The sequence below is a fragment of the Syntrophotalea acetylenivorans genome, assembly GCF_001887775.1.
GTDB lineage: Bacteria > Desulfobacterota > Desulfuromonadia > Desulfuromonadales > Syntrophotaleaceae > Syntrophotalea_A > Syntrophotalea_A acetylenivorans.
Window position 1 is genome coordinate 2217438 of sequence record NZ_CP015519.1, and the last position, 16929, is coordinate 2234366.

The 16929-nt window shown below is 56.1% G+C and carries 16 protein-coding genes; 12 read left to right on the forward strand and 4 right to left on the reverse strand.

Annotated features, from left to right (window positions below; genetic code table 11):
* Positions 1-21 precede the first annotated feature (21 nt).
* The 3 genes from A7E78_RS15425 to nadA form a co-directional block, all read right to left on the reverse strand.
* Positions 22-1071: a TRCF domain-containing protein gene (locus A7E78_RS15425; protein ID WP_235606730.1), complete on the reverse strand. Its 1050-nt coding sequence runs from the start codon at positions 1069-1071 to the stop codon at positions 22-24.
* Complete coding sequence (locus A7E78_RS10200; protein WP_235606731.1) at positions 1068-3497, reverse strand: DEAD/DEAH box helicase; 2430 nt, start codon at positions 3495-3497, stop codon at positions 1068-1070. Before A7E78_RS10200 ends, A7E78_RS15425 begins: the two co-directional genes overlap by 4 nt.
* Positions 3498-3620: 123 nt before the next feature.
* A complete protein-coding gene (nadA, locus tag A7E78_RS10205) occupies positions 3621-4535 on the reverse strand; it encodes a quinolinate synthase NadA (protein ID WP_072284124.1) in 915 nt (304 codons plus the stop codon).
* 269 nt (positions 4536-4804) lie between these two features.
* On the opposite strand from nadA, the gene A7E78_RS10210 reads away from it, so the two are divergent.
* The 12 genes from A7E78_RS10210 to creD all read left to right on the forward strand — a co-directional run bounded on the left by A7E78_RS10210 (position 4805) and on the right by creD (position 16344).
* Complete coding sequence (locus A7E78_RS10210) at positions 4805-5044, forward strand: Sec-independent protein translocase subunit TatA/TatB (RefSeq protein ID WP_072284125.1); 240 nt, start codon at positions 4805-4807, stop codon at positions 5042-5044.
* The gene (gene tatC / locus A7E78_RS10215) at positions 5031-5768 is read left to right on the forward strand and encodes a twin-arginine translocase subunit TatC (protein WP_072284126.1); all 738 of its coding nucleotides are present in this window, start codon (positions 5031-5033) and stop codon (positions 5766-5768) included. The genes A7E78_RS10210 and tatC overlap by 14 nt, the downstream gene beginning before the upstream one ends.
* 34 nt (positions 5769-5802) lie before the next feature.
* A complete protein-coding gene (locus A7E78_RS10220) occupies positions 5803-7281 on the forward strand; it encodes a GGDEF domain-containing protein (protein ID WP_072284127.1) in 1479 nt (492 codons plus the stop codon).
* A gap of 367 nt (positions 7282-7648) precedes the next feature.
* Positions 7649-8587 (forward strand): ABC transporter ATP-binding protein, encoded by a 939-nt coding sequence (locus tag A7E78_RS10225; protein ID WP_072284128.1) that lies wholly within the window; start codon positions 7649-7651, stop codon positions 8585-8587.
* Positions 8584-9378: an ABC transporter permease gene (locus tag A7E78_RS10230; RefSeq protein WP_072284129.1), complete on the forward strand. Its 795-nt coding sequence runs from the start codon at positions 8584-8586 to the stop codon at positions 9376-9378. The genes A7E78_RS10225 and A7E78_RS10230 overlap by 4 nt, the downstream gene beginning before the upstream one ends.
* Positions 9379-9622: 244 nt before the next feature.
* The gene (locus A7E78_RS10235; RefSeq protein WP_072284130.1) at positions 9623-9823 is read left to right on the forward strand and encodes a hypothetical protein; all 201 of its coding nucleotides are present in this window, start codon (positions 9623-9625) and stop codon (positions 9821-9823) included.
* 99 nt (positions 9824-9922) lie between these two features.
* Entirely contained in the window at positions 9923-11281 is a 1359-nt protein-coding gene (locus tag A7E78_RS10240) for an alkaline phosphatase (protein WP_072284131.1), read from the forward strand.
* Positions 11282-11548: 267 nt separating this feature from the next.
* On the forward strand, positions 11549-12514 hold the full coding sequence (locus tag A7E78_RS10245) for an IS30 family transposase (protein WP_072284132.1): 966 nt from the start codon (positions 11549-11551) through the stop codon (positions 12512-12514).
* Positions 12515-12711: 197 nt separating this feature from the next.
* Positions 12712-12912: a hypothetical protein gene (locus A7E78_RS10250; RefSeq protein ID WP_072284133.1), complete on the forward strand. Its 201-nt coding sequence runs from the start codon at positions 12712-12714 to the stop codon at positions 12910-12912.
* 76 nt (positions 12913-12988) lie between these two features.
* Positions 12989-13798: a DUF362 domain-containing protein gene (locus A7E78_RS10255; protein ID WP_072284134.1), complete on the forward strand. Its 810-nt coding sequence runs from the start codon at positions 12989-12991 to the stop codon at positions 13796-13798.
* A gap of 421 nt (positions 13799-14219) precedes the next feature.
* The gene (locus tag A7E78_RS10260; protein ID WP_072284135.1) at positions 14220-14717 is read left to right on the forward strand and encodes a hypothetical protein; all 498 of its coding nucleotides are present in this window, start codon (positions 14220-14222) and stop codon (positions 14715-14717) included.
* Positions 14718-14997: 280 nt separating this feature from the next.
* Positions 14998-16344: a cell envelope integrity protein CreD gene (gene creD, locus A7E78_RS10265; protein ID WP_072284136.1), complete on the forward strand. Its 1347-nt coding sequence runs from the start codon at positions 14998-15000 to the stop codon at positions 16342-16344.
* 130 nt (positions 16345-16474) lie between these two features.
* Here creD and A7E78_RS10270 read toward each other — a convergent pair whose 3' ends face one another.
* On the reverse strand, positions 16475-16720 hold the full coding sequence (locus A7E78_RS10270; RefSeq protein WP_235606732.1) for an ArsR family transcriptional regulator: 246 nt from the start codon (positions 16718-16720) through the stop codon (positions 16475-16477).
* Positions 16721-16929 lie beyond the last annotated feature (209 nt).

Below are 16929 nucleotides of genomic sequence, written 5' to 3' on the forward strand. Positions count from 1 at the left end.
ACAAGCTATCATGTAGCACAGCTAAAGAAAGCCTTGCAATGCTTTTTTGGCGGTGGCCAACAGCGCTTCACCGGCCTGTCGACCGCAGCGCAAGGCCAGCCGATAATCGGGACTGAAGGTAAAGGGACTGCCTTCCGGGCGCACCAGGGCGAGAATCTGCTCCGGTGCCACCGGAGTATCGGCGCGAAAGGCGAAGACCAGCTGACGACCGTCGTATTCGGCCTGCTCGATGCGCAACCGTTTCATCAACACCCGCAACTTCATCACTTCCAGCAACAATGTAGCTGGCTCCGGTAACGTGCCGTAGCGATCCCGTAATTCGTCAGCGGCCAGATAAAGAGCCTCCTCGTCATCAGCGGCGGCAAGTTTTTTATAGAACACCAGCCGCTGGTTAGGATCAGGCAAGTACTTCTCCGGCAGAAAGGCCGACAGGCCGAGGCGAATTTCCGGGTCAACCCGCTCCTCCCGCTGCTGGCCTTTCAGTTCGTTAATGGTCTCCTCCAGCAGTTCGCTATACATTTCAAAACCGATGGCGACGATTTGTCCCGACTGGCGACCACCGAGCAGATCGCCGGCCCCGCGCAGCTCCAGGTCGTGGCTGGCAATACGGAAACCGGCACCGAGTTCGGTGAGATCCTGCAACACCCGCAGCCGCTCCCGCGCCTCGCGGGTCAAAGTCCCCTCGCCGGGAATCAGCAAATAGGCATAGGCGCGCCGGTCAGACCGCCCGACCCGGCCTCGCAGTTGGTAAAGCTGGGACAGGCCGAAACAATCGGCGCGATTAATGATGATAGTATTGGCCCGGGAGATATCGATACCGTTTTCGATAATGGTGCTGCAGACCAGAACGTTGCTCTCGCCCTCGATGAAATCGAGCATAACCTTTTCCAAGGCCTTTTCCCCCATCTGGCCGTGGCCGACGGAGACCTTGGCCTCCGGCACCAGGGTTCGCAGGAAACCGGCCATGGCATCGATGGACTGGACCCGGTTGTGAACGAAGAACACCTGGCCGCCGCGGCGCAGCTCACGAAGAATGGCCTGGCGAATAAGGTCGTCCTCAAAGCGGGTCACATAGGTGCGGATCGCCTGGCGATCGACGGGGGGGTGTCGATCACCGACAGGTTGCGCAGACCGAGCAAACTCATATGCAGGGTGCGGGGTATGGGGGTGGCGGTCAAAGTCAGCATGTCGACCTCGGCGCGGAGCTTCTTCAGGCGTTCCTTGTGGGAGACGCCGAAACGCTGCTCCTCGTCGACCACCACCAGCCCCAGGTCCTTGAAGCGCACGTCCCGCTGCAGTAGCCGGTGGGTGCCAATGAGAATATCGACCTGACCTGCGGCGGTACGCTTGAGCACCTCCTTCTGCTCGGCGGCACTGCGAAAGCGGGACACCATTTCCACCGTCACCGGACAGCCCTGCAGACGCTCCTGAAAATTGAGCCAGTGCTGACGAGCCAGGACCGTGGTCGGCACCAGAACCGCAACTTGCTTGTTGTCGAGCACCGCTTTGTAAGCGGCCCGAATGGCCACCTCGGTCTTTCCATAGCCCACATCGCCGCAAATCAACCGGTCTAGGGGCTGGTCCGACTGCATGTCGGCCAGAACTTCGTCAATGGCACCTTGTTGATCGGGGGTCGCCTCGTAGGGAAAAGCCGCCTCGAACTCCCGGAACAGATGATCCGGCGGCGAGTAGCGAAAGGCCTCGCTCATGGTGCGTTTCGCATAGAGTTGCAAAAGCTCGCGGGCCAGCTCTTCTACCGCCGCCCGCGCCCTCAGCTTGGCTTTTTCCCAGGCACCGCCGCCCATGCGGTCAAGGCGCGGCGTGTGACCTTCGCCGCCGACATATTTCTGCACTTTTTCGATGCGATCGACGGGCAGATAGAGCTTGTCCTGGCCAGCGTATTCGAGATGCAGAAAATCCCCCGCCACCGATCCGGTAGCGATATGGAGAAGACCCCGATAGATCCCGATACCGTGGTCGGCATGGACCACGTAGTCCCCTTCCCGCAGCTCGGCCAGGGAAGAGAGCATAGCTTGGGCACGGGCTTCGCTCAAACCGCGGCGATGGCTGCGGCGGCCGAAGATTTCTTCCTCACCGACCACCGCCAAATGTTCGTCGGGCAGGCGGAAGCCGCTGGAGAGGTCGCCAAGGGTCAGGGCCAACTGGCCCGGTTGCAACTGGTGCAGACTCATCCCAGGGCTCAGGGGCAGTTCCAGGCCATGAGGCCGCAGTAGGTCCTGCAGACGCTCGGCCTGTCCCTGCTGATGGCAAACCAGTAATACTCGCCAACCCTCTTCCCGCCAGTCTTGCAGGCGCGCGGTTAATCGGGCCGCCAAAGAACCGGTGTCCACCCCCTCGCGCAAATCGCCGTTGCCCTGGGCGACAAACCGATAGCGGGGCAGTTCCTCGGCCAGTTGAAACAGTTCCAGAGCACACAGATCGGTGCGCGACCGTCCGGCCAGAGCAATACTGACCTGCTCGGGAGCCAGAAACAGCGCTTCGGCCGGCACGAACAGTTCCCCACCGGCAGCAATGCGCCGCTCACCATCGGTTATCTCGGCGGCGTAACGATCGCCTTCTTCCTCCACCGCCGGCGGATCAAGTACCACCCAGTGGCCATCCACAGCATAATCGAAAAAGCTGTCCAGGGTGCCGTAGTTGAAGGGCATGAGAAAGGCATGCCCCGGTGCCAGCAGCCCTTCGCGAATCTCTTCCAACAGGGCTTCCCGCTGGGTGCGGGCGATATGGAGGGCATCGCAGCGTTCCTTAAGGGCACGGCAGAAGGTCTCGAGATGTTCGCCGGCCAGCACCATTTCCCGGGCCGGCAGCAACTGCAATGTTTTCAATTGCTCGCTGGTCGATCGCTGGCTCACCGTATCGAAGGGTCGCATGCGCTCGACTTGATCACCAAAGAATTCGATGCGCACCGCCGTCTTCAGGGTCGGCGGATAAACATCAAGAATATCCCCCCGCACCGAAAAGGTGCCGTGATCTTCCACCAGGGGCACAGAGTGATAACCGAGTTCCACCAGCCGCTGCAACAGAGCGTCCCGGGGCACCTCGCTGCCCACCGTCAATTCCTCACACAGACCGGCCAGAACCTGGCGCGGCATAACCCGCTGCATAAGGCTGCGTACCGTCAATACCACCGCCCTTAGCCGGCCGGCGTGCAGGGCCGCCAGGGTTGCGACACGGGTCGCTTCGATATCGGGATGGGGGGTCAGGGCTTCGTAAGGCCCGACCTCCCAGTGGGGAAAGAGGGCTATCTGATCGGAATGGGGATAATAAAAAGCCAGGTCGGCGGCAAAGCGCTCGGCCTGTTGCTGATCAGCGGCAAGAATAAACAACGATTCGCGGCGACTGGCCAGACGCCGACTGAGCAGATAGGCAGACGCCGAACCGACCAGGCCGCATACTTCACTGTGTCCGACAGGGGCAGCATCGGCAAATGAATGAACAGTGGCGTGAGCAATTTCGCTGGAAGGCGTCGGGTTCATATATAAACTAGCGCGGGGGCGTGCTCAAGCACGCCCCCGCTGAAAAAAGATACAACAACAAGTTGACTAACAGTCTGTCTTCAACAGCCTGTGGAGCCCAGGGCTGGACTTTTCAACCATTTATCAGTCCCGGGGTACCGCCAACATACGGTCTAGAGTCAGTTTGGCCTTGCGGCTGGTCTCGGCTTCAACAGTAATCTGCGGACTCATGGTCTGCAGACATTTGAGAACGTCTTCCAGAGTCGTATATTTCATGGTCTGGCAGAAGAGCAGGGAGTTGGGCATGATGAACTCTTTATCCGGGTTCTCCTTGCGCAACCGGAACAGTACACCGACTTCGGTGCCGATGATAAATTTCTTCACCGGGCTCTTTTTAACAAAGTCGATAATACCACTGGTCGAAGCAATATGATCGGCCATTTTCAAAATTTGCGGGCGGCACTCGGGATGGGCCAGGAACAAGGCCTCGGGGTGCTGCTCTTTGGCCGCCAGCACGTCCTCCTCGGGAAGCTGGTCATGGAAGGGGCAATAGCCTTCCCAGAAGTGGCACTTCTTTTCGGTGTTGGCGGCGATGTAACGACCGAGATTGCGGTCCGGCACCAGGATCACTTCGTCGGCATCAAGCGAATTGACGACCGCCACAGCATTGGCGCTGGTACAGCAGATATCGCTCTCGGCCTTGACCGCGGCGCTGGAATTGACGTAGGTGACCACAGGCCGGCCCGGCAGACGCTCCTTCATCTCCCGCAACTTATCGGCGGTGACCATGTCGGCCATCGGGCAGCCGGCTTCGGTGCGGGGCAGCAGCACGGTCTTCTCGGGGGCCAAAATGGCGGCACTCTCAGCCATGAAATGGACTCCGCACAGAACGATCACCTTACGCTCGGTATTAGCGGCTTCGATGGCCATAGCGAGGGAGTCCCCGGCAATATCGGCAATCTCCTGAATCTCGTCACGTTGGTAAAAATGCGCCATGATCAGGGCATCGCGCTCGTCCGCCAAGCGACGGATTTCATCCTTGAGTTGTTGCTGATTCATTACCTTAATTTCCTTGAAGCTTTCGCAAAAAGTCATGGGATAGCCAAACAAAAAATCGGCCTACAGGACACCACAGGCTGAACTTTTTGCAACGCTATCGTCCTTGGCAAAGGGCTACAGGGCGGAACAACGGCTCGAATAATAGTGCAAAAGCCCTTATATGTCAAACCTTTATCAGGCTTTCCCAACGCTTGACAGAATGGGCCGTTGCCGTTATTGTCCAAATGAATCCGAACGATCCTTCGCATCTATCGGTTAAGGAAACTAGAATGTTCAATCTCGGCATGACCGAAATCCTTATCATTCTTGGCGTAGCGCTGCTGGTGCTCGGCCCTAAAAGGCTGCCTGAACTGGCTCAAGCCCTGGGCAAAGGCCTGGCCGAATTCAAGCGCGCCACCAGCGATCTGCACGTGACCCTCGATGAGCCGGGCGAACCGGGAGAGATCGACGAATCCGTCGAAGATTCGCAGACCGAAAAGACCTCGAAAGACCCCGATGACCATGGATGAGCTCCCCGTCACTGCCCACCTGGAAGAACTACGCCAGCGACTGATTATCTGTGTCGGCAGCTGGATGGCGGCCTTCGCTCTCTGTTACGCGGTCTCTGAACGCCTTTTCCAACTCATCGCCGAACCGGTACAGGCAGCCTTGCCCGAAGGCAGTTCCCTGGTCTTTATCAACGCCACGGAACCCTTCTTCACTTACCTCAAGGTGGCCGCCCTCAGCGGTCTGCTACTGGCCCTGCCGGTCCTCCTCTGGCAACTGTGGTTGTTCGTCGCCCCCGGTATGTACGGCCACGAGAAGCGCTTCGCGCTGCCCTTCGTGTTGGCCAGTTGCATCTGTTTCGCCACCGGCACCTGGTTCGGCTTTCGCTACGTCTTTCCCCTGGTGTTTCGCTTTCTGGTCACCTTCGGCACTGACAGCGGCATGGAAGCGATGCTTTCCATGGGTGCCTATCTGGCCCTATCGAGCAAGCTGCTCCTGGCCTTCGGCCTGGTTTTCGAACTGCCCATTATCATCTTCTTTTTGGCCCGCATGGGAATCGTCGACCACCACTGGTTGGGCCGTCATCGGAAATACGCTATTCTGCTCGCTTTCGTGGTCGGCGCCATACTGACGCCTCCCGATATTATTTCTCAACTCTCCCTGGCCGGTCCCTTTATGATTCTGTACGAGGTCGGCATTCTGGCGGCACGGCTCTTTGGAACCCCGGCACGGCCCAAGGATGACTGAGTCGTTGTTATCGCCCGCAAGGGGGGGGGCTCGCATGCCGATAAAACCAGCGCAAAAAGTGGCCATGCTGTGCGTTATTCTGGCCAGCCTGACCTTAAGCGCCCTGCTTGCCGGTAGCTTCTATCGGCAAGAGCGGCGGGAGACCCTGGCCGGATTCGAGGCTGAAGTCGATGCCATCGGAAACCAGTTTTATCAGGAACTGACCTTCCAATTCGAAGCCCTCTATCTGCTCAAAGCCTTGTTTGACGGTTCGACCATCGTGTCCGATAAAGAATTCCAGCGGGTCGCCACGGAAACCCTGGCTCGCCATTCGAACATCCTGGCCCTGGGCTGGGTACCGCAAATCGAGCACCCGACAGGCGAGCCGAGCTATCCCCTCGACTACCTTTCCCCTGAACAGCGCCGCAGCGGCCTGCTCGGCTTTGATCTGGCTGCGGTTCCAGCCATACGCCCGGCTCTCGAGGCTGGCCTGAGTCAGGGCAGGTTACAGGCAATCCTTCAATTTCCCCTGTTTGCCAATGAACCTGAGCTTCGGGGAGTATTTGCCCTGCTTCCGGTCCTTGACGCCGCTGATTCAAAGGATTCCGCCCGCCCTTTGCGCGGCTTTATCGCCGGCTTTTTTAACGTTGACGACCTACTGGCAAGGTTGCTGGAAAAGCATGTCACCCCAGGCATCGACCTGACCCTTTTGGACCATACTGCGGATTTGGAACATCGAATTCTTTATCACCATCGAGCGCCTGTTGGAACACCGGTCGCGGCAGCGGCTTACCTGGATGAACTACCGGTGATAGCCGGTCACCAATGGCGCATTCGCGCCCTACCGACGGATAGCTACTTGAATTATCACAGCAGCCGGGTTCCATACCTGATCATGCTATCCGGATTTATTTTCACTTTTCTGATCGCTGCCTATCTGCGGATGGCCGCCATCCGTTCAGCGGAAATCGAAGAGTTGGTCAAGGCCCGGACTCGCAAACTGCACGAAACCAACGATAAACTGGCCAGCCTGTCCATGACCGACGGCCTGACCGGCATCGCCAATCGTCGAAACTTCGACTGTCACCTGGACGTCGAATGGAAACGGGGCATTCGCGAACAACAACCGCTCACTCTGATGCTGATCGACATCGACTGTTTCAAAGCCTATAACGATCATTACGGCCACCTGCAGGGAGACCATTGCCTGCGCCGGGTAGCACGGACACTTCATGATCAGACCTCCCGGCCGCGGGATCTGGTAGCCCGCTACGGGGGCGAGGAATTTGCCCTGATTCTGCCCCATACGGACTGCGCCGCCAGATCTCTGGGCGAACAGTGTCGAGCCGCCGTAGAGTCCCTGGCTCTACCCCACATAGCGTCAGGCATCTCCAACAAAATCACCGTCAGTGTCGGCATCGCCAGCATGGTCCCACAACGGGGCAGTCAACCTGACGATCTTATTGCCAAGGCCGATCAGGCCCTCTACCATGCCAAAGAAACCGGGCGCAACCGGGTAGTGCTGGCGGATTAGATTACTGAAAAGCTGTCCCCTGTTCTTTTCCGCATCGCCTAGAATGTTGGCTCTATCTGCGTTCATCAGCGTCCCGAAAAGATTTTGAACCTCGATTTGGACGCAGATGAAACCTGATGCTGCGCATTCGCAGATCAAACAAGCCTAGGACCTTTACCACTCGTTCGCTGCGCTCACTAGAGAACACAGAGAAAATCCTCTGTTTTAATTGTGTTTCTCCGTGTCCTCCGTGAACTCTGTGGTGAAAGCCTTGGACCTTAATGGGACGTCAACTTGCCCCAAGTAAACAACTAGGTTCTTGTTTTAAAGCCAATCTCCGCAAGCTCCCTGTTTGATCTTTACCCTAATTATTGCTAGAGTTCCGACAATGAAGCCTGCCCTCGAAATAAACCATCTGCAAAAAAGCTTCGCCGGCACCAAAGCCGTCGACGACCTCTCCCTGAGCATCGAACCGGGAGAGATTTTCGGCCTGCTCGGACCCAACGGCGCCGGCAAGAGCACCACCATCAACATGATCAGCGGCGTCTGCCGCATCGACAGCGGCACCGTACGTATCTTTGGCCATGATGCGGTGAAGGACTATCGTCTAACCCGGCGATTGGTTGGGGTCATGCACCAGGAAATCGTCACCGACCACTTTTTCACCATTGACCGGGCTTTGAAAATTCATGCCGGCTATTACGGTGTACGCAGCGATAACTCCTGGCGTGAGTTGCTTATCGAACGCCTCGGCCTCGGCCCTCACCTGCATAAATCCATGATGAAACTGTCAGGTGGCCTCAAACGTCGTTTCATGGTCGCCAAGGCGCTGATTCACAAGCCGCAACTGCTGATTCTCGACGAACCGACCGCCGGAGTCGATGTGGAACTGCGCCGCGCCCTGTGGGATTTCGTGCGGGAGATGAACCAGGCCGGTACCACGGTGCTGCTCACCACCCACTACCTGGAAGAAGCGGAGCAGATGTGTGGCCGCATAGCTATCATGAGCGGCGGCAAACTGGTGGCCCTGGAACGGACCGCCGACCTGTTGGCTCGCCTCGACAGCCGCTCGATGCTGCTGCATCTTAATGCTCCCCTCGACCAGGTCCCCACCGCACTGGAGCCCTTGCAAGGCCAACTAGAAGAGAACGGTCAACTGCTGAGAATCAGTTTGGCCGGTGAAGTGGCCATGGCCGAAGTCCTGCAGACACTGGCGCAACTCGATCTGCCGATCCGCGATATTGAACTGCCGCGGCCAGGCCTGGAAGAAGTATTCCTCGATCTCACCGGTTTACAACTCACCGACCGCAAGGGGAGCTCGTCATGATCGACCGCCTCCGCCAAAAGCAACGTTTTATACCCTGGCTGCCCTTCGCAACCCTGCTGCAAAAAGAGGTACGACGTTTTCTGCGGGTCTCCTTTCAGACCCTGCTCACCCCCATCGTCACCGCCTCCCTCTATTTGTTCGTGTTCGGCGCCACCCTCGGCCAGCGTATCTCGGTGCTGGAGGATTTCTCCTACGCCCAGTTCGTTATCCCCGGACTGGTCCTGATGGGGGTCATCAATAACAGCTTCGCAAACACCTCATCGTCTCTATTCATTTCTCGCTACCTGGGTAATATCGTCGACCTGCTGGTCACGCCCCTGACGCCACCACAATTCATCCTGGCCTACACCCTGGCGGCCATGCTTCGAGGCCTGCTGGTCGGTACCGTAGTGCTGATCATTTCTTGCTTCTTTGCCGAACTACCCTTCGTCTCCCCTTGGGCGGCGGCCGCCATGGCGGCCCTGGCCAGCTTTCTGTTCGCCCAGTTCGGCCTCATCGCCGCTATCTACGCCAAAAATTTCGATGGGCTGTCGATGTACAATAACTTTCTGATCCTGCCGCTGATCTATCTCGGCGGAGTCTTCTACCCGGTCTCTATCCTGCCGCCCTTCTGGGCGCGGCTATCTCACTTCAATCCCATGCTCTACCTCATCGACGGCTTTCGCCATGCGATTCTCGGAGTCGGCGACCTGTCTCTAAGTACAGCCTTTCTCGTTTCCGGACTGATGGCTGCAGCGCTCTTCACCTGGGCAGCCGTGTTGCTCGGCAGCGGCTACAAGCTGCGTCTGTAGAAATCCTTTTTATTTCCAAAAACAATGTTGACAGGCAAGTTTTTCAGGTACAATTAAAGACCGTCTCTAATGAAGGCTTAAGAATCAACGATTGCATTGGACCCTCACGCAAAGAAAGTGCTCTCGTAAAAACTTCGTTCTGCAAGACATGGCTTTTTAAGGGATGAAACCATGCTCGAGCATGTCGCGACCCTGAAAAACGTTGTAGAACGGACTTTTGGGGACGCCAACAAGGAAAGTATCCATGGGATCTTTAGTAGTCTACAGCGAAGACAGCGCCGAGCATCGTTATACCATCTGCCAGGACGAGGAAAGCGACAGCTACTTCCTGGTCATTGACGAACAGCCCTATAAGGAAGACGGACATCTGTTCGAGGGCTCCTTCGATGACGTGCACGACAAACTTAAGGATCTGCGCGCTGCCGAAGACTTGAAAACTATTTGAAATGCTGTGGCGAGCGGCTTAGTCCCTGTACCAGGATGTCAAGTCGGCTGCGAGTACCCGCCGCAACCTCTCCCCTGCCTGTTCACCCAGGAGTTAAACATGTTCACCCCGCGACACTTCTTTGCCTGTTTGTTTCTGGCTGTATTTAGCGGTGTCCTGCCTATCGCCGCCGGGGCGGCGCAAAGATCGCCGACCAAAAACGTCATCATTATGATCAGCGACGGCATGGGCTATAACCACAGCGAGGCGGCCAGCATCTACGCCAATGGGCGCGCAAACTGTCAGGTTTATGCCGATTTTCCGGTGCGCCTGGCCATGAGCACCTATGCCCTTGATGGCAGTTACGCTGGTGAAAAGGCATGGGCCTCCTTCGAATCGATAAACCAGGGCGCCACCGACTCGGCCGCGGCCGCCACCGCCATGGCCAGCGGCCACAAAACTCATCGCGGCACCATCGGTATGGTTCCCGGCAAAGACGGCAGCCTGCGTCCGGTGGAAAACCTGGTCGAACGCGCTGAAAAGCTTGGCAAGGCCAGCGGCCTGGTGACCAGCGTTCCCTTCTCCCATGCCACGCCGGCGGCCTTCGCGGTACATGACCTGAACCGCAAAAACGGTTCCACCATAGCCAACATCATGTTACGCGACAGCGCTGTAGACGTGATCATTGGCTGCGGCCATCCCTTCTTTGACGGAGACGGTCGCCGACTCCCTGCGGCCCGCACCTTTAAGTCCGTCGGTGATAAAGACACCTGGGCTGAGCTGCAGGCAGGCTCCCTGGGCGGCGATGCCGACGGTGACGGCCGGGCCGACCCCTGGACCCTTGTTGAGGAACGCAGCGCTTTTCAGCAACTGGCCATGGGCGCCGCCCCCAAGCGACTGCTCGGTATTCCCCAGGCAGGCAAGACCCTGCAACAGGGGCGCAGTGGAGAGTTGCACGCGCGGCCCTACGCGGTGCCTTTGCTTAAAACCGTGCCGACGCTGACCGAATTGAGCCGCGCGGCCCTCAACGTTCTCGACAACGATCCTGACGGGTTTTTCCTGATGATTGAAGGAGGGGCGGTAGACTGGGCCAGCCACGACAACCAGTCGGGGCGCATGATCGAGGAACAGCTCGACTTCGACCGCACGGTGGCGGCAGTGGTTCGCTGGGTGGAAACTCAGAGCAGCTGGGAAGAGACCCTGCTGATCGTCACCGGAGATCACGAAACCGGCTGCCTCACCGGTTCCGGTTCCGATCCGGATTGGCAGCCCCTTGTCAACCGAGGCCGAAATCAGCTACCGGGAATGGAATGGCACCACGACTACCACACCAACAGCCTGATTCCGCTGTTTGCCAAGGGCCAGGGAGCCGAAAGGTTGCTTCGCATGGTTCAGGGCCACGACCCGGTGCGCTGTGCCTACATTGACAATACCGCCGTGGCCAAAGCTGCCTTTGCGGCATTTACAGCATTAGAATGATTTCTCATCCCAGCCAGAAAAGGGTCACTTAACAACCTTATATATACATTGACTGGTTTTAAACCAGCAGCCCCTTCGACCACTGTTGGCAAAAGAAACGGACCGATAATTTCAGCAATCAACTTCCGAAAGAGGGGCCGCCCAAAGAAATTGCTGTTGTTGTAAGACCTGGGTTCAATTCGTAAGTGCAACTTTGCACGGTTGGTTTAAGTGAGCAAGCTGCGGTAGCATCTATGCCACCTAGACTAGCCGGTCAAAGGAGCACAGATGAAAAACTACACGCAGCTTGCCCAAGAGCAAAGATACCAGATTTACGCTCTCAAGAAAGCAGGGCATTCGCAATCTAAAATCGCCGAGGTGCTCGGAGTAAACAAGGCAACGATCAGCCGTGAACTCAAGCGCAACTGCGGGCAACGGGGCTACCGCCCCAAGCAAGCCCATCAGCTGGCTCAAAAAAGACATCGGGAAAAGCCTCGCATTCGAATCACCGCTGAGACTTGGTCCCTGATCAAAAGTCGTCTTCGGCTCGACTGGAGCCCCGAGCAGATTTCTGGCTGGCTGCGCAGAACCGGTCGCCCCTCGGCGAGCCATGAACGAATCTACCAATACGTTCTGGCGGATAAGAGTACTGGAGGCGACCTGTACAAACATCTACGCTGTCAAAAACAACGCAAGAAGCGTTATGGCGCTAGAGACCGTCGCGGCCAGCTACCTGATCGACAATGTATCAAGACCAGACCCGCCATTGTAGAGCATCGTTCTCGCCTGGGCGATTGGGAGCTTGATACGGTTATCGGCAAAGGGCATAAGCAGGCCATTGTTTCGTTAACGGACCGCAAAGCTCGCCTAGCCCTAATTGCAAAAGTTGAGAGAAAGACCGCTGACCAAGTGGCAACAACGATCATCCGATTACTCAGTCCCCATGACGATCGAGTTCATACGCTGACCTCGGACAACGGCAAAGAGTTTGCCCGACACAAGGATATTGCCAAGGCCCTAACAGCCGATTTTTACTTTGCTCGACCCTACGCATCATGGGAGCGAGGGACCAACGAAAACATGAACGGCCTGATTCGCCAGTATTTTCCCAAAGACCGTGACTTGAGAACGGTTACTGACGAAGAAATTCAGTTTGCGATGGAGCGGCTGAATAATCGACCAAGAAAGTGCCTTGGTTATCGAACCCCGAACGAGGTATTCTTCAGCAAGGAATCCGTTGCACTTGTTAGTTGAATCCGCCAGATAATTCAAGAAGGGTTAGTCTTCTTCTTAGCTACGCGACAGCATGCTCCACGCAGTGGCAGCCCTTTTTTGCCTACTTTTTGTTGGCTTGGACAAAAAGCAGGGCGTCTGGCGGGCCGCGACCCGCCGATCTTGCGACTTTTCAAGGTCAAACACTTAAACACGTTATCAAGAGAAGGAGAGATCACATGACACCTGTAGCCATCTACACTGAAAGTTTCGGCGCTTACGCCTACAGCGTCTTCAAAGAAGACGAAGGCAAATACTACCTGGTTATCAACGAAGAACCCTATTGTGAAGACGGTGAAGTGTTTCACGGCAGCTTCAGTGAAGTCAGCGCCAAACTGGAAGAAGTAAAGCTCGCCCAGAGCGATAACCCAGAGGAGTAACCAACCTCTGGCGTCATAACCTGCGAGAGCAGCGAAACGGTTTACTTCTTCGCCTTACAGCCGTTACAATATCCCCATGCAACGACCCTGCGCCACAGCCGAATTTATCTCTTACGAAGAGACCATTCCCTCCTTGCTGAAAAACATCGGCGCGCCCGAACTGCTCCGCCGCCAGCAGCGCATCCTGATCAAACCCAACCTGGTCAATGCCTCCCCGCCGCCGGTAACTTTGCCGGTGGCCGCTTGCGCCGCCCTGGTGCGAGCCTGCCGCCAATGGAGCGACGCGGAGATCATCATCGCCGAGGGAACCGGCGAAAAACATCTGACCACCGATGAGGTATTCGCCATCCACGGCTACGACCGATTGGCAAAAGAAGAGGGAATCGAGCTGGTCGACCTCAATGAAGCGGGGTTGATTGAACTGCGCGATCCGCGCAACAAAGTCTTTCCTACCTTTATGATGCCACGCCTGGTGATGGAGAGCTTTGTCCTCTCTGCCGCAGTCCTCAAGGCCCATTCCCTATCCACCGTCACCCTGAGCATGAAAAACATGATCGGCGTGGCGCCACCGGCCTACTACCAGCGCGGCGGTCATTGGAAAAAGTCGGCCTTTCATAAACAGATGCAGAGTTCGATCTTCGAGCTGAACCGCTATCGGAAACCAGACCTGGCCTTCATCGACGCCAGCATTGGCCTTTCCGATTATCACCTCGGCGGGCCGACCTGCGATCCGCCGGTCAATAAACTGGTGGGCGGTTTCGACCCCGTAGCCGTTGATGCTGTCGGCTCCGAGCTGCTCGGCTTTCCCTGGCAACAGGTAGGGCATATCAAAATGGCGGATGGGGAGTTGGGCAGGGCTGACTCTTTTCCCCCAATCCACGAATAGGACCGTTCAGAGATTCTTTTTGCATACCTCTTGCCCGTCCTGCATAGGCAGGCCCTGCTTCTCCAACACATGCCTCCAGGTTTCAAATTCAAGTCGCCAAATAACGACGTGACGAAAATTCAATTTTTCGAAATCCTGAATCCCAAGCCCTGATTCAATCGCGATATTCAAACCATCAAGTCATAAAAACAAATGCCAAAACAGCTGGTTTCATTCGGTAGACAAATCTAAAAGAAATTGAAAACAATATATTATGCGGTCTATTTCTCCCTCTTTGGTTAATTGGGACCAAATCTTGCTCTATCAGACTGGAAATCAACATCGGCCCGAACTTCTCTTAGTGACTCGATAATGGTCGGGCCCCTTACGTTTGCAGGTCGTCGCAATGCTATTTCAATATCTTAACGTGGAGAAAGTAAACATGAAAAAATGGCTACTTACGCTTTTGTTCTGTCTCATTTCTACCGGTGCATTTGCCGCATCTAACAGCTTTCAGGCGAGCATTACCCCCGATCTCGCCATCCATCCCAGAGGCACCCGCATCGGCGGCGTATCCCTGGGTATCTGGAGTGAAAATCCCCAAGACGCTCTAACACTCGGGATTGTCAACGGCTCCACGGGGACCAGTTCCGGTCTGTCCCTCGGCTTTTTGGCGAATTATGCGCAAAACTATAAAGGGTTGCAGTTGGCCTTCCTCGCCAACTACGCCTCGGGAACAGCCACCGGCGTGCAGGGAGCGGCGTTTAACTATGCGACCAAATTGCACGGTTTGCAGCTCGGTTTTATCAACTTTGCCGACACCTGCGACAAAGGGGTCCAAATTGGTATTCTCAACATCATGAATCAAACCAAAGGCTGGTTCACCGATCTCCCCAATGAAGTTGCACCGGGTATGGTCTTTATCAACTGGCGCTACTGATTCCAAAAAACGCGAAAGCCCGCCGGATGATCCCGGCGGGCTTCACTAGATGTCAAAACTCAATCCGCCAAACAGGGGATCGCTTTCTGACCCTTTCGGCGGATCAGCTGTTCTAGCCTCCCCCCTCCCTCTCCCGCACCACCTTCGATCAGCCCACTCGATAGATATAACTCAATAATTTCTTGAATGAATTCATAGAGATGTTTAATATGCGGAGGGTAAATTCATTCAAACCGCTGCTCCACTCTGCTGCATTCCATCGCTTGAAAGGAACCCCCCCATGGAAAACCAGCTGGATCTCGTCAAAAAAACCTCTCAATACATCAAACGCTCCATCACCCTGAAAATCATCTCCGTCGGCATCCTGATCCTGTTGCTGCTCATACCGGCCTCGATGGTCAAGGGCCTGATCCGGGAACGCCAGCAGCGGCGCGATACGGTGGTCCGGGAGATCAGCCAGAAATGGGGCGACAGCCAGACCATCACCGGGCCCTTTCTGACCGTGCCCTTCAAGACTTATTACAAGGACGACCGGGGCAAAACCCGCTTCAATCTCAAGTACCTGCATTTTCTTCCCGAAACACTCGACATCAGTGGCGACATGACTCCGGAGGTGCGTTATCGCAGCCTCTTTGAAGCAGTGCTGTACAACACCAGACTGACCTTTAACGGCAACTTCAAGCTGCCCCCTGCCAGTCAGCTGAACGTCGAACCAAAAAATATCCTCTGGAATAAGGCCTGTCTTTCCCTCGGTATCACCGACATGCGCGGCATCCGGGAGAAGATCGTCCTGGCCTTCAACGGGGTCGAATACAATGCCAACCCGGGACTCAAAACCACCGACCTGGCCGGAGCCGGGGTCAGCACCCTGGTCCAGCCCCTCTCGGCGCAAGCATCCAACGCTTTTTCCTTCGACCTGAACCTGAACGGCAGCGAGCAGATCGACCTGATCCCCGTCGGCGAAACCACCACCGTCCGCATGACCTCGCCCTGGCCTTCGCCCAGTTTTAACGGCGCCTTTCTGCCGGTAACCCGTGAAGTGAGTAAAGAGGGTTTTACCGCCGACTGGAAGGTGCTGCACCTGAACCGGAACTTCCCTCAGTTTTGGCAAGGCTCCAAGTACAAGGTCACCCCGTCGGCCTTCGGCCTTGAGCTGATCATGACCGCCGATATCTATCAGAAGTCGACGCGGCTGGCCAAATACGCCGTCATGTTCCTGGTCTTCACCTTTTTTGCCTTCTTCTTCTCCGAAATCATCAACAAGCGACGCATCCACCCGATCCAGTACCTGCTGGTCGGCATGGCCATCCTGATTTTCTACACCCTGGTCCTGTCATTGTCCGAGTACATCCCCTTCAACCTGGCCTACATCCTGTCGGCGGGCTCGGTGACCCTGCTTGTCTCAGGCTATGCCTGGGCCATCATCTCCAACAGCAAGTTCGCCCTGACCATCGCGGGGATTCTGAGCATCCTCTACTGCTACCTGTTTATCGTGCTGCAGCTCGAGGATTATGCGCTGATTCTAGGGAGTGTCGGGCTGTTGGTGATTCTGGCGCTGGTGATGTATGTGACGCGGAAGATTGATTGGTATGAGGTTGAAGCTGTGGCGCGGGAAGATGGAAAATAGCACTTGAATTCTAAGACCTTACCAGACTCGAAGCTTAGCGAATGAGCATGGTGTCCCCTGAACCCCTGTGAATTCAAATGGCTACAGACGAAAGCCGCCAGCTCTGCCATGCTCATGCTGCCAACTTCTTTCACAACGGCTTCCCTTTTTGCCTTGGACGCCGCCGTGACATGGTAAGGCGATTCCTTTCGGCCTCGGGATAAAAGCTCAGCGCTTTTTCCAGAAGGCTTTTCAGCTCTGCCAAAAATGGATAGCGCGGATCGAACGCATAGAGCCGCGTATTGCCGATCATGCGGCTGTACACCACCCTGCCGGCCTCCAGCTTCTCGAACTGATTCTGGATCGCCCGCAGATCGGTGGCATAGAACTTGGCCACTTACCGCGGATAACCCTCTTCACGCGCCAGCAGATACAGCAACACCCGTTCCCTGTTGATTGTTCCGAACAATGCCTCTAACACAACCTTCACCCGACGGAATTTTTACGTTATTTGACGTAGTTTTTTAGTCACTATAGACAATAGGCAGTATCTTTGCAGGCATCCGTTTCCTCGCATTGTCGAATTCAGGGAAGGCAGAGGGGGGG